The organism is Actinoplanes philippinensis (genome assembly GCF_900113015.1).
Classification (GTDB): domain Bacteria; phylum Actinomycetota; class Actinomycetes; order Mycobacteriales; family Micromonosporaceae; genus Actinoplanes; species Actinoplanes philippinensis.
In genome coordinates this window covers 203356-216417 of sequence record NZ_FONV01000003.1, presented here as the reverse complement: position 1 = coordinate 216417, position 13062 = coordinate 203356, and the positions used below count along the sequence as shown (strand labels likewise).

General features: G+C 71.7%; 14 protein-coding genes. 4 read left to right on the top strand and 10 right to left on the bottom strand.

Annotated features, from left to right (window positions below):
• Positions 1–34: 34 nt before the first annotated feature.
• The 3 genes from BM290_RS07890 to BM290_RS07880 are packed head-to-tail and all read right to left on the bottom strand — an operon-like array spanning position 35 to position 3374.
• Positions 35–1300 (bottom strand): dihydrolipoamide acetyltransferase family protein, encoded by a 1266-nt coding sequence (locus BM290_RS07890; protein WP_373871009.1) that lies wholly within the window; start codon positions 1298–1300, stop codon positions 35–37.
• Positions 1297–2283, bottom strand: coding sequence for an alpha-ketoacid dehydrogenase subunit beta (locus BM290_RS07885; RefSeq protein WP_093612407.1), 987 nt, complete (start codon positions 2281–2283; stop codon positions 1297–1299). The genes BM290_RS07890 and BM290_RS07885 overlap by 4 nt, the downstream gene beginning before the upstream one ends.
• Positions 2283–3374, bottom strand: a complete 1092-nt coding sequence (locus BM290_RS07880; RefSeq protein ID WP_093611557.1) for a thiamine pyrophosphate-dependent enzyme — start codon at positions 3372–3374, stop codon at positions 2283–2285. Before BM290_RS07880 ends, BM290_RS07885 begins: the two co-directional genes overlap by 1 nt.
• Positions 3375–3513: 139 nt before the next feature.
• Between BM290_RS07880 and BM290_RS07875 the strand changes: the two genes are divergently transcribed.
• Complete coding sequence (locus BM290_RS07875; RefSeq protein WP_239143243.1) at positions 3514–3942, top strand: Lrp/AsnC family transcriptional regulator; 429 nt, start codon at positions 3514–3516, stop codon at positions 3940–3942.
• A 191-nt stretch (positions 3943–4133) separates the two neighbouring features.
• Here BM290_RS07875 and BM290_RS07870 read toward each other — a convergent pair whose 3' ends face one another.
• Both BM290_RS07870 and BM290_RS07865 read right to left on the bottom strand, forming a co-directional pair.
• Positions 4134–5096 carry a LacI family DNA-binding transcriptional regulator gene (locus tag BM290_RS07870; RefSeq protein WP_093611555.1) on the bottom strand — a complete coding sequence of 321 codons (963 nt, stop codon included), beginning with the start codon at positions 5094–5096 and terminating at the stop codon, positions 4134–4136.
• A gap of 283 nt (positions 5097–5379) precedes the next feature.
• On the bottom strand, positions 5380–6834 hold the full coding sequence (locus BM290_RS07865) for a dienelactone hydrolase family protein (RefSeq protein ID WP_143133657.1): 1455 nt from the start codon (positions 6832–6834) through the stop codon (positions 5380–5382).
• 66 nt (positions 6835–6900) lie between these two features.
• Between BM290_RS07865 and BM290_RS07860 the strand changes: the two genes are divergently transcribed.
• Positions 6901–7683 carry a hypothetical protein gene (locus BM290_RS07860; protein ID WP_203779048.1) on the top strand — a complete coding sequence of 261 codons (783 nt, stop codon included), beginning with the start codon at positions 6901–6903 and terminating at the stop codon, positions 7681–7683.
• Between the two features lie 229 nt (positions 7684–7912).
• Here BM290_RS07860 and BM290_RS07850 read toward each other — a convergent pair whose 3' ends face one another.
• The 3 genes from BM290_RS07850 to BM290_RS07840 form a co-directional block, all read right to left on the bottom strand.
• The gene (locus BM290_RS07850; protein ID WP_093611551.1) at positions 7913–8431 is read right to left on the bottom strand and encodes a TrmH family RNA methyltransferase; all 519 of its coding nucleotides are present in this window, start codon (positions 8429–8431) and stop codon (positions 7913–7915) included.
• A 109-nt stretch (positions 8432–8540) separates the two neighbouring features.
• Positions 8541–8939, bottom strand: a complete 399-nt coding sequence (locus BM290_RS07845) for a nuclear transport factor 2 family protein (protein ID WP_093611549.1) — start codon at positions 8937–8939, stop codon at positions 8541–8543.
• 24 nt (positions 8940–8963) lie between these two features.
• Positions 8964–9467 carry a GNAT family N-acetyltransferase gene (locus BM290_RS07840; RefSeq protein ID WP_093611547.1) on the bottom strand — a complete coding sequence of 168 codons (504 nt, stop codon included), beginning with the start codon at positions 9465–9467 and terminating at the stop codon, positions 8964–8966.
• A 251-nt stretch (positions 9468–9718) separates the two neighbouring features.
• Between BM290_RS07840 and BM290_RS07835 the strand changes: the two genes are divergently transcribed.
• Entirely contained in the window at positions 9719–10621 is a 903-nt protein-coding gene (locus tag BM290_RS07835; RefSeq protein ID WP_093611545.1) for a helix-turn-helix domain-containing protein, read from the top strand.
• A 35-nt stretch (positions 10622–10656) separates the two neighbouring features.
• Positions 10657–10989 (top strand): hypothetical protein, encoded by a 333-nt coding sequence (locus BM290_RS07830; protein WP_093611543.1) that lies wholly within the window; start codon positions 10657–10659, stop codon positions 10987–10989.
• A 6-nt stretch (positions 10990–10995) separates the two neighbouring features.
• On the opposite strand, the gene BM290_RS07825 is transcribed toward BM290_RS07830, so the two are convergent.
• Complete coding sequence (locus BM290_RS07825) at positions 10996–11763, bottom strand: NPP1 family protein (RefSeq protein WP_093611541.1); 768 nt, start codon at positions 11761–11763, stop codon at positions 10996–10998.
• 72 nt (positions 11764–11835) lie between these two features.
• Positions 11836–13044 (bottom strand): chitosanase, encoded by a 1209-nt coding sequence (locus BM290_RS50580; RefSeq protein ID WP_093611539.1) that lies wholly within the window; start codon positions 13042–13044, stop codon positions 11836–11838.
• Positions 13045–13062: the final 18 nt, after the last annotated feature.

The window sequence follows — 13062 nt, the reverse complement described above, 5'->3', positions numbered from 1 at the left end:
CGCCGCGCGCTCCGATACGAGGATCTGCGCCGGATCAGAGGCGGGCCAGCGCCGACGACGGATCCTCCATTCCGTCGGCCACCGCGCGCAGAAAGCCGGCCGCCGCACCGCCGTCACACACCCGATGATCAAAAACAAAGGACAACTGCGCGATCTTTCGTACGGCCAGAGCGCCGTCCACCACCCAGGGCCGGTCGATGATCCGGCCGAGCCCGAGCATGGCCACCTGCGGATGGTTGATGATCGCCGCGCTGCCGTCGACCCGGAACGCGCCGTAGTTGTTCAGCGTGAACGTCCCCGCCGACAACTCCGCCGGTGTCGACTCGCCGCGCAGCGCCCGCGCCGTCACGTCCCGGATGGCGACGTCCAGAGTGGTCGCCGTCATCGTCTGCGCGTCGGTCACGGCCGGCACCACCAGCCCGCGGGGACTCTGCACGGCGATGCCCAGGTTGATCCGGTCGAGTTCGACGACCTCCTGCCGTTCGGTGTCGAGCCGCGCGTTGAACACCGGATACTCGCGCAGCGCCGCCACCGTGAACCTCGCCACGTAGGCCAGCAGCCCCGGCGACCCGGGCCGGCCGCGGCCCCGTTCGCGCAGCTCCCACAGGGCCGTCGCGTCGACGTCCACCCAGACCGTGGCCTCGGGGATCTCCGCCCGGCTGCGGCTCAGGACGGCCGCCACCTGCTTCCGGAAACCGTTCAGCGGAACCCGCCGCTCGCCGGTCACGGGCAGCGGAGCCGCCGGCGCGGGCGGCACGTCGTGGCGGGCCGCCGACTCCACGTCCTGGCGGGTGATCACGCCGTCCGGGCCGGTGCCGCGCAGGGTGGCCAGGTCGACGCCGTTCTCCCGGGCCAGCCGCCGGACCAGCGGTGACGCCACCTTCGGCGCGGACGGACGGGCCGGCGGCTCGGGGGCGGCCGGTCGTGGGTTGCGCGGGCGGCGGTGCCGGGCCGTCGTCGCCGGGCCGGGTTTGGTCCCGTACCCGATCAGGACGTTGCCCGATCCGGCCCGCTCCTCCGCACGGTAGGTCTCGGCGGCCGGCTCCAGCGCCGCGACCGTGATCAGCGGCGAGCCGACGTCGAGGGTCGTGCCCTCGGCGGCGTGCCGGGTCGCGACCCGGCCGGCATAGGGCGACGGCACCTCGACCACGGCCTTCGCGGTCTCCACCTCGGCCACCGGCTGGTCGACCTCGATCACGTCACCCTCGGCGACGAACCAGCGCACGATCTCCGCCTCGGTGAGCCCTTCGCCGAGGTCGGGCAGCACGAAGGTGCGGGCGGTGGTGGCCGGGGCGCTCACGCGTACTCCCATTGCAGCTCATCGACGGTGTCCAGGATCCGGTCGACCGACGGCAGGTGGACGTGCTCCAGTTTCGGCGGCGGGTAGGGGATGTCGAACCCGGTGACCCGCCGGATCGGGGCGTGCAGCGAGTGGAAGCAGCGCTCGGTCACCCGGGCCACCACCTCGGACGACACACTCGCGAACCCGGCGGCCTCGGCCACCACCACGGCCCGCCCGGTGGAGCGGACCGCCGCGCAGACGGTCTCGTCGTCGAACGGCACGATCGAACGCAGGTCGACCACCTGCAGGCTGCGGCCCTCCTGGGCGGCGGCCTCGGCGGCCTCCAGGGCGATCGGCACCGCCGGGCCGTAGGCGATCAGCGTGGCGTCGGTGCCCGGCCGGCGGATCACCGCCTTGCCGATCGGCGGCACCGGGGCGGTCAGATCCGCCTCCGCCTTCGAGAAGTAGAGCTTCTTCGGCTCCAGGAAGACGACCGGGTCGGCGGACTCGATGGCCTTGCGGAGCAGGCCGTACGCGTCGGCCGGATCCGAGGGCGCCACCACGTGCAGGCCCGGGGTGTGCGCGTAGTAGGCCTCCGACGAGTCGCAGTGGTGCTCGACCCCGCCGATCCCGCCCGCGTACGGCACCCGGATCACCAGCGGCACCTCCAGCCGGCCCCGGGTCCGGTTGCGCATCTTCGCCGCATGGCTGACCAGCTGCTCGAACGCCGGATACGCGAACGCGTCGAACTGCATCTCCACGACCGGGCGCATGCCGTTCATCGCCATCCCGATGGCCATGCCGAGGATCCCCGACTCGGCCAGCGGCGTGTCGAAGCAGCGCTGGTCACCGAACTCGGCGGTCAGACCGTCGGTGACCCGGAAGACACCGCCGAGCGGGCCGACGTCCTCCCCGAAGACGACCACCGCCGGGTCGGCGCGCAGGGCGTCGCGCATCGCCCGGTTGAGCGCGGCGGCCATGGTGAGTTTCTCGGCGGGCATCATCGGGCCTCCTCACGGGACAGCTCGTCGGCGACGAGAGCCTGCTGTTCGCGCAGTTGGGGGGTGGGCTCGGCGTAGACGTGGGCGAACAGGTCCCGGTAGTCGGAGGGCGTGTCCTCGCCCAGTCCGGCGCGCATCCGTGCGGCCAGCTGATCGGCCTGCTCGGCGTACCCGCTCGAGGTCTGGTCATCGAGAAGCCCGCGCCCCCGCAGATGGGTCTCCAACCGCAGGATCGGATCGCGGGCCAGCCACGGGGTGACCTCGTCGGCGGAGCGGTAACGGCCCGGATCGTCGGCGTTCGTGTGCGCCTGCACCCGGTAGGTGTGCGCCTCCACCAGCTGCGGACCCTCACCGGCACGCGCCCGGGCCACGGCGGCGCCGAGCACCGTGAGCAGGGCGGCGACGTCGTTGCCGTCGACGCGTTCGCCGGGCACGCCATACCCGATGCCCTTGTGCGCCAGCGACGGCGCGGCCGTCTGGCGAGCCAGCGGCACCGAGATGGCGTATTCGTTGTTCTGGATGAAGAAGATCACGGGGGTACGGAAGACAGCGGCGAAGTTGAGCGCCTCGTGGAAGTCGCCCTCGCTGGTCGCGCCGTCCCCGCAGAGCGCCATCACCACCGTCGGCTCGCCCCGCAACCGGGCCGCGTGCGCCACCCCGACCGCGTGCAGCAGATGCGTGGCCAGCGGCGTCGCCTGCGGCGCGACCCGGGTGGCATGCGGGTCGTAGCCGCTGTGCCAGTCGCCGCGCAGCAGCGTCAGCGCCTGCACCGGGTCCACACCGCGGGCCACGATCGCCGCGCTGTCGCGGTACGTGGGGAACAGCCAGTCGCCGTCGTCGAGGACCTGGACGCAGGTGACCTGGCAGGCCTCCTGCCCGTGCGAGGAGGGATAGACGGCCAGCCTGCCCTGGCGGACCAGAGCGTTCGCCTGGTCGTTGAAACGGCGGGCGGAGATCAGGGCAGCGTACGCGCCCACCAGTGCCTGAGGGTCGGGCAGATCGTGGCCGACGTGCGGAACGGGGTGGCCGTCCGGGTCGATGAGCGTCACCGGCTCCGTGGACGGCAGCAGGAGAGCTGCGTCACGTGTCATGCACGGATTCTGGAACGCTTGCCAAACGATCACCATAGGTGGGAGAAAGACGAGATATTGTTTCGTCTTGGCCCCGGTTCGAGGGCCGATCGTCTTTCGGCGGGCGGTCGCGGGGCCGGCCGGGAAGACAGGTGGTCACGTGCTCGACGAGACTGATCGGCGCATCCTCGCCGAACTAGGCCGGGACGGCCGGATGTCCATGCGCACCCTCGCCGAGACGCTGCACATCTCCCGCGCCAACGCGTACGCCCGGGTCGCCCGCCTGCAGCAGACCGGCGTGATCCGCGGCTTCCACGCCGACGTCGACCCGGTCGCGGCCGGCCTGACCACCGCCGCGTACGTGACCCTCAACCTGCAGCAGGCGAACTGGCGCGAGGTCCTCGGCCGGCTGCGCGCCCTCCCGGGAGTGGTGCACATCGGCCTGGTCGGCGGCGACTTCGACGTGATCCTGCTGGTCCGGGTCGCCGACAACACCGAGTTGCGCCACCTGGTCCTCGACGAGATCCAGGGCATGGCGGGCGTGGTGAGCACCCGGACACTCCTGCTCTTCGAGGAGTCCACCCCCTGACTCCCCACGTCTCGCGGACCACATCGCGGCCGGCCGCCCCGGTGACTCCCGCCGGTCCCGGGCTCTCGGCAGCCTCGGGGCGTGGGTGGCCGACAAGGAGCGCGGTGTGTGGACGGCGAGGAGGCCGTCGTCGATCGGGATGTCGCGCAGGTCGCCGCGGCGCTGCGAGCCGCGCGGTGGTCCCGAACCTCCTAGCTGGAGCTTCGGACGGTCAGTGTGGTGGGCAGGCGGGGTGGGGACGGCAGCGCCGGATCCAGCAGGTGGTGGACCGCGGATGTCGCCTCGTCCTCGACCGGCATGTAGACCGAGGACAGGTCGGCAGCCTCGGCCAGGGTGCTGCCGTCGAAACCGACCACCGCGACATCGTCGGCCACCCGGCGGCCCGCCTCGCGGAGCGCCTGGAGCACCCCCATCGCGGTGACGTCGCAGGAGGCGAAGACGGCGTCGAGACGTGGTTCGCGGGCCAGCAACTCCCTGGTGGCGGTGTAGCCGCGAGACCGCGTGAAGTCGCCGTCGGCGGTGGTCGCGGGGCGGGCGGCGCCGGCCAGCACCCGCATGAAGCCGGCCCTTCGCTCGTCGGCGCACGGGGTGGGCGGGCCGAAGACCGCGCCGATGTGCCGGCGTCCGCTGGTCACCAGATGGGCGGCCGCCTGATAGCCGCCGCCGTCGTTGTCCGGGGCGACGAAACGGACGCCCGGCGCCGAGCGCCCCAGCGCGACCGTGCGGCCCCGGCGGGCGTAGGCGGCGCCGGCTGCGCCGGGCACGTTGATCAGCAACCGGCCGAACGGCGGATCGGTGTCCTCGGCAGGCAGGGTGGCGACCCGGCGCACCTCGAGGGCGATGTCGTGATCGCCGAGGGCACGCATCGCGCCGGTCAGCACCCGGCTGTAGAACGGTTTGTTGCTCATCGCCTCCGGATCCGGATCGACGATCAGCACCTCGATGCGGTCCCGGCGGCCCGCGCTGGCCCGGCCGGTCGCCAGGGCACGGGCGACCGCGTGCGGCTCGAAACCGAGCTCGGCGGCGACCGCGCGAACCCGATCACGAACGGTCGCCGAGACGCCGTAGGCGCCGTTCATCGCCCGGGAGGCGGCAGCCCGGGACACCCCGGCGGCCCGGGCCACGTCGGCGAGCGTGGGCCGTTGATCCATCATGGAACGACGATAGCGCTGAATGGTTTCACCCCGCCCGCCCGTAGCGCCGGCCGGTGAGACGGGGACTGGTGGTGGTCGCCGCCGGGCCGGGGCCGGGATCCGGCGGGGGTGCGGTCCGGCAGGCTGCCGGGCCGGCGAGGGTGGCCGCCTCGGCTGATCACGGCGACCGGGCAGCGGCGCTCGGCCGGGTTGTTCAGCTGGCCGGTGGGAGGGTTACGGCGAGGGACCACCGGGTTGTTCAGCTGGCCGGTGGGAGGGTTACGGCCAGGGGCCAGCGGGTTGTTCAGGCGACCAGTGGGAGGGTTACGGCCAGGGGCCAGGCGACGACCAGGGAACCGGCCAGGGCGATCGCCCAGACCGGGGCGGCGAAGCGGTGCAGGAGGAAGCTCCAGAACGCCTGCCACAGCAGCAGGCCGATCAAGGGGAACAGCACCAGGATCACGAAACCGTGGGTCAGGCCGGACACCGCCGCGCCGGCCAGGACCACTACGAAGACCGCTGCCGTGGCCAGGACGGCGACCGGGTCGCCGCCGGTGACGCGTTCGGTGGCGTAGGCGAGCACGGCGAACGCCGCCCAGATGATCGGGAGCAGCCACCAGCGGTCGCCGACGGGGAGGGCGTGGGTCATTCCGAGATGCACGGGTACGGCGATCGCGATCGCCGCGTAGGCCGGGACCAGCAGGTAGCGGCCGGCCCGGTGGACCACGGGACGGTCCTCGTGCCTCAGGTGTGCCGGGGTGCGCGTGGCTGCGTACCCCCAGAGCAGTGCCCCGGTGACGGTCGCATAGGCGGCGACGTAACCGCCTATCGCGAGGGGCAGGGTCGTGGTCGGCAGGAGCCGGGCCGCGATGGCCCCGATGATCGCCGCTCCCGCCGCGACCGCCGTGATCGTGAGGCGCGGCGCCGGCCGGGAGGGTGTGGTGCGACGCCCGCCGAGCCGGGCGGCCAGCGGGTGGAGGCCGAGGAGGGCGGCCAGGCCGAGCAGGGCGCCGCCGGCCGCCCGGCGGCCCGGGAAGGGGATCGCGCCGTCCGGGCTCGGGCTGCCGAAGGCCTGGTCGAGCCAGTCGGCGGTGGCGCGGTGGGTGTCCGGCGCATAGAGCACGGTGATGTGCTCGACGCCGGGGACGACGCGGATCGCACGGTCGTCGCGCTGGGCGGCCACGGTTTCGGCGGTCTCCCGGAAACCGGGGAACTCGAGGCCGCCGACCACGGTGAGCAGGCGGGCGGGGCGTTCGGCGGAGGCGACGACGGCGCTCGGCAGGGAGATCGCCACGGTGGCGGTCACGTCGGGGTGGGCGGCCGCATAGCGGGTCACGGCGCCCGCGCCCATCGAGTGGCCGGCCAGCGCGATCCGGGCCGGGTCGACGTCCGGCAGGGACCGCAGGTGGGCGACCGCGGTGGCGAGACCGGCCTGCAGTGCGTCGGTGGAGCTGTCGGTGCTCGCGGTCTGGTCCGGCAGCGGGCGTGTCTCGGCGCCGTGGCCGGCGAAGTCGAGCAGCACGACCACATAGCCGCGGGCCGCCAGGGTGTCGCCGAACGGGGCCATCAGCTTCGCGGACCCGGAGAAGCCGTGCGCGACGACCACACCGGGGTGGCGGCCGCTCCCGGACGGGTGCACCACGTCGAGCGGTGTCCCGGCGGCGGTGACGTGCTCCCGGCGCAGACCCCCGTCGGCTCCGGCGATCAGCCAGGCGCCACCGGCCACGAGAACCAGCAGAAGTAACAGCGTGCGTTTCACGAGGCCCCCTTCGCGGCGGATCCTATCGCCATCCGTCACTGCGATGAGGGGCGGTACATTTCTGTGGTGACCGCGAGCAACGCCATGGACAACCCGGATTCGACGTTCACCGCATTACTGGTGGGCGCGGCAAAGCTTCCGGGTGTGCGAATCGAACGAAATGCCTATCTCCGGACGGCTCTGAAGAAATACTGTTCCGAGGGTGAGATCAGCCGTGCGATCGCGGAGAGTCCCGCGGCGGCGGGCATTCCTCTGGCGATCCTCGACAAGGCGGCCAACGAGTCCATCAACTACGAGGCGGCGAAGGCGAGCGCCCTCTCCGCCGCGGCCGGGATCCCGGGTCTGCTCTTCCTGCCGGCGACGATCCCCGCCGACGTGGCCCAGTATTTCGGGCACATGCTGCGTATCGCCCAGAAGCTGGCCTACCTCTACAGTTGGCCCGATCTGTTCGACAACGACAGTGACGACGTGGACGACGCGACCAAGGGTGTGCTCACCCTCTTCGTCGGTGTCATGGTCGGCACCCAATCGGCGAACGCCGCTGTCGGAAAGGTCGCGGGCATGCTCTCGGAGCAGGCCGTCAAGAAATTGCCGCAGCAGGCGCTCACCAAAGGCGTCGTGTATCCGGCGGTGAAGAAGGTCGCCGGATATCTCGGCGTTCACATGACGAAACAGACATTCGCGCGGACAGTTTCCAAAGCGATCCCGATCATCGGCGCGGTGGTGTCCGGCGGATTCACCCTGGCGACCTATCTGCCGATGGCCAGAAGGCTGAAGAATCACCTCGCCGGTTTGGAGTTGTCGCAACCGGGCCACCGTGTCGTCGACGGCGACATCGTCGAGCCGTGACCGGCTTGACCTGAAGCCCGCTTCAGGTCGCAGCATGGCTCCATGACGGTTTCCGAGGAGGCGCGGCGGGCGCTGGAGCGGTAGTGAAGACCGGGATCTCGCGGTACGAGGACGCCCGGTGACCGATCCGGACGAGCGGGCCCGCGTGTTCGGCGAGATCGTCCCCACCCTGGGCCGGGGCGGCGACCTGGAGAGCTGGATCACCGGAAGCCCTCTGGTGGAGATCGAGCTATAGCAGGCCGGCGAGCCGGTAGAGCACCAGCGATCCGGCGACGGCGACGTTGAGGCTCGACCCGGTGCCGATCATCGGGATCTCCACCGCGCCGTCGAGCAGGTCGAGCGCCTCCGGTGGGATGCCGGTGGCCTCGTGTCCGAGAACCATCACGGTCCGGCGCCGGGCGGCGGGCAGATCGGCGAGCCGCACCGCCTCGTCGGCCAGCTCCACGCCGAGGATCGCCGCCCCCGCCCGGCGTTCGTCGGCGAGCCACGGGAGCGGGCTGCCGACGCGGTGCACACAGGCCGGCTGCCGCAGCGTGTTGCCGCGGGCCAGGGCGTCGTCGACCCAGCGGAACGGTGGCACCGCGAGACAGGCGCCGACGGCATCACAGGTACGCAGGAGCGTGCCCAGGTTCGCGTCGTGCATCGGCCACAGCGCCGCCGCGACGAGGTGACCCCAGCAGCGGTGCCGCCGGGGTCGCCGGGCCGTCCGGATCTCCTGCGGGGTCCGGACCCGGATGGCCGGCCTCATCGTGCGGGAGCTGCGGCGCTCCAGAGATCGAGAGTCATGCGAGACGTGCTTCGCGGCGCACGTGGGCCATCGACGAGTGACAGGCGTCCGGTCAAGGATAGGCCGCCGGTCAAGCGGGATCGGCGAAGTAGTCGCGCAGCCGGACGATGCGGCCGTCTCGGACCCGGAAGATCTGGACCAGGGACATCGTCGTCCGGCTGCCGTCGGGCTGATTCAGGACGACGTCGATCTCGGCGACGAAGAGGCCCGGCTCGGTGGCCTCGTGCACGAGGTAGCCGGTGCGTTCCAGGTCGACCGCGCCCGGGGGGCCCGGCAGCCGGTGATACGCCGCGGTCCCGGCCCGGATGGCGTCGCGCCCGGCGAGGTGGTGCAGGGGATGGCCGGCCGGAGTCAGCGGCGCTTCGAGCACGCCGTCCTCGGTGAACATCGCGGCGATCGCATCAGGGTCGCGGGTGATCGCGCCGGCATACAGATACCGCTGGAAAATCTGCTCAGGTGTCAGCTCCACTCTCCATGGTAGCCCGCCGGGGAGTCACGTCAGGTCCTCGGCGAGCAGGTCCATCAGCAGGCCGTCGTGCCAGGAGCCGTCCGGGCCGCGCTCGTAGCGGCGCATGACGCCGACCGGGCGGAAGCCGACCTTGGCGTAGCAGCGGATCGCGGCCTCGTTGTCGGCGGCCGGATCGATGACCAGGCGGTGGTGGCCGAGGTCGTGGATCAGGTGGCGGGCCACCGTGCGAACCGTGTCGGCGCCCAGGCCGCGGCCGTGCACCGTGGGGGAGAGGTAGATGTCGATCCCGGCGTGCCGGTAGCCGGGGTCGGCCTCCTCACTCCACTGGACGGCGCCGACGACCCGTTCCTCGTAGACGATCACGTACACCTCGGTGTCCGGGTCGGCGAGGCTCTCCGCGACGTCGGCGGCCAGGTCGTCACCACCGCCCCACCGCCGGTACACCTCGGGCGCCGACCGGATCACGGCCAGTGCCGCGACGTCCTCCGGGGTGGCGGGCCGCAACCGGACCAGCGTGCCGTTCTCCATGCCCGGCAACCTACCCCGCTGCTGGCAGACTGCCCGCATGGATCTACGACTTCGGCCGATCCGGCGTACGGACGGGGCGCGGCTGGCGATTCTGCTGGACCAGCTCGGGTACCCGACGACCGAGGCGGCCGGCTCGGGCGGTTGCTCGCGCTGGTCGTCGACGAGCCTGCCGGCGCCGGATCGGCCTCGCCCGGAACACCCTCGCGGGCGGGCTTGACCCTCCAGTGGCTGGAAGGTCGAGGATCTCTGTCATGGACGGCGAGAGCGACCTGATCACCATCGGTCAGCTTGCGGGGCGTACCGGGATGTCGGTGCGCACCCTGCGTTTCTGGGCGGACGAGGGGGTGGTGCCGGCGGCGGGACGGTCGGCGGGCGGGTATCGGCTCTACGACGCGGCCGGGGTGGCGCGGGTCGAGCTGGTTCGGACGCTGCGGGAGCTGGGGCTGACGCTCGGCGACGTGGGGCGGGTGCTCGACGGGTCGGCGACGGTGGCCGAGGTCGCCGCGGCGCACGTGGTGGCGCTCGACGCGCGGATCCGGTCGCTCAAGGTCAGCCGGGCCGTGTTGTCCACCGTGGCGAAACGGGGTTCGAGCGTGGAGGAGACAGCTTTCATGAACCGGTTGGCGCGGCTCTCCGCCGCTGAGCGGGCGCAGATCATCGACGAGTTCAAGGCGGAGGTGTTCGGGGGTCTCGACATCGAGGAGAGTCAGCGGGAGCGGCTGCGGGAGCTGCGCATCGAGTTGCCCGACGATCCGTCGCCGGACCAGGTGGACGCCTGGGTGGAGCTGGCCGAGCTGGTGCGGGACCCGGAGTTCCGTACCGGGATGCGTGTCTTCCTGGAAGGGACCATGCCGGGACCGGGAGGTGCCGTGCCGCCGGGCGCGCGCATCTGGTGGGCCCGGCAGATCGTCGGGACCGTGGCGGGCGCCCGGCGCGACGGGGTCGATCCCGGGAGCCCGGCCGCGCACGCGCTGGTCGCCGAGATGTTCGGCGACGCCGACCGGGCGGCGGTGCTGCGATCACTGGAGGCCGGGATCGACGCGGGCGCGGAGCGGTATCGCCTGCTCGTCGCGCGGGTGCGCGGGCAGCGCAGCGCGCCGGACGCCACCGCGGAGCTTCGCTGGCTGGCCACGGCTCTACGTTCCGGCACGTGAGCCCGGATATTGGCAGGGGTCTTTACCGTGATGCTGTGCATCCCTTTCAGCCGCGTGAGCCGGAGCCCTCGTTCCTCGAGCAGGAGATCGCCGGCGTCCCCCTCTACGTCCACCTCATCGCGGGTGCGGTGACCTGCGGGCTCTACCTGGTCCTCCTGCCGTTCGTGCTGCTCTTCAGCGCGATCGAGGACCGGATCAGCCGGGCCGTGGACCGGGTCGTCGACCCGATCCTGAAGAAGCTGCTCGACGTGGCGCTGGCGGTCGTGGCCGTGCCCGCCTACCTCGTCTTCCGGCTCGGGAAGTGGATCTACCGGCGCTACACCGGGCGGCGCTCCGCCGAGACGGGCCCGCCCGGTGGGCACGGCTGAGAAGCGTCAGGCGTACGGGTCGAACGGGATGCCGGCGGGCTTGGCGGCGTTCAGCAGGTACTCGAACGACCCGTCCTTGATCTTGATGGTGGCCGCGCCGAAGTCGGCTGTCATCAGGCGGTCGCGCAGGCCGGTGCTGGGCCAGCCGTTCCAGTCGACGAGCGGCGGGTAGCGCCAGTCGTGGTAGTGGTTCTCCGGCGGCTCGTCGTTGCCGTTGGCGAGCCGGAAGAAGTGCGTGGACAGGCCGTCCTTGTGGTAGACGACCTTCGGGTGGCTGCCGTCGAAGCGGACCTGCGAGCGGGGGTACGTCTTCTGCGAGCTGTGCTGGGTGGTGCTGACGTATTCGACCTGGTTGCCAGCCTGGTTCACCCACGAGATGACGTGTTCCCAGTCGTGCCGGTGGCCGCCGAGCCCGCTGCCGGCGACGGCCTGGTCCTTCTCGAAGTAGCCGGCGTAGACGATCGCGCACCAGCCGTTGTTGCACTTCGATCGGGCGTACGTCTGGGAGTTGTCGAGATCGGACTGGTCCCGGCAACTGCCGTTGACCGCGCCGGTGGTCTTCAGGCCGGGCGCGAGGGTGCCGTCCGGGCCGATGGCGGCCGTGGCGTAGCAGCCGTCGCCGTCGTAGTCGAACGCGGGGGAGAACGACTGCTCGTACCCGCCGGCGTTCTGCGGGAGGTTGTGGGGCGGGTCGGCGAAGGCCGGGGCGGCCGTGGCCGCGAGGAGCAGCACGGCGAGACCGGAGGCGGTTCCGGCTCGGGCGAGTCGACGCATGGGGGCCTTTCAGGAACGGAGGGGGTACGGGACACGCCGGGGCCCCGAGGGGGTCAGGGCCCCGGCGCGGGCTCAGCCGATGTGGAACGGGTCGCCGTAGACGCTGAAGTCCAGCGGCGTGTTCAGATCGAAGTTGCCGTTGTTGAGGAAGACGCGCTGGGCCGTGTCGATCCGGGTGACGTCGGAGTGGGCCTCCTCCTTCTTCATCTCGACGACCCGCTCGTCCAGGAACGCGTTGAGCCAGGTGCGCTCGTCACCGCCCTGCGCGGGCGGCTTCGCCTTCTTCAGCGCCCGGGTACGGATGGAGCGCATGCCCTCGTAGCCGTGCACCACCGACGCGTCGTAGTAGGCGAACTGCCCGAGTGCCCGTACCCCGTCGGATTTGCCGTCGCGGACCGACGGGTTGAAGTAGACCCGGTCGCGCTCGGACTCCTGCGCGGCCTGGAACACCGGGTCGGCGGCCGCGGTCTTCCAGTCCTTGGTGAAGTTGGGGTCGAGGCCGGAGTGCGAGGAGGTGCCGTTGACGCTGCGTAGCGCCGGAAGGTACTTGGCCAGCACGTTCGACGGTTTGGTGGCGGTGTACGCCTCGACCAGCTCCAGCATGTCGCCGGTGCCCGAGCAGAACCCGATGATGCCGGCGGTGTAGCCGCGCCCGTCGTTGATGTCCTCGATGTAGGAGAACTGGGCCCGCCAGTTCAGCGACGAGTTCTCGGCCGCCGAGACGATCTGCATGGCGACGTCCTTCTTCGCCGGATCGTCGAGGTTCTTGCCGCCGGCCGGGGGCGTGGTGGTGGGGGTGGTCGTGCCGCCGGGCAGGGTCCACTGCTGGTTGGCCGTGGTGGAACAGGTCCAGATCTGCAGCCGGGTGCCGTTGGCGCTGCTGTTGCCGGTCGCGTCGAGGCACTTGCCGGAGCCGGTGTTCACCAGGGTGCCGTTGCTGGCGGTCCACTTCTGGGCGCCGGTGGCGTTGCAGTCGTACAGCTGGATCTTGGCGCCGTCGGCGGTCGACGCGGCCGTGACGTCGAGGCATTTGCCGAGCGCCCGCAGTGTTTGGTCGGAGTTGCCGACGGTCCACTGCTGTGCGGCGCTGTTGTTGCAGTCGTAGAGCTGGACGGCGGTGCCGTTGGCGGTCGCCGCACCGGCGACGTCGATGCACTTGCCGCCGAGGCCCTTGATCGGACCGGCTGTCGCGGCACTGGCCGGAAGCAGCCCGACGATGATCGCCGTACCGGCGATGACCAGGCCCGATGCGGCGTAGGCGACTGTCCTTACGCGAATCATGGCGCTCCTGTGAGAGGG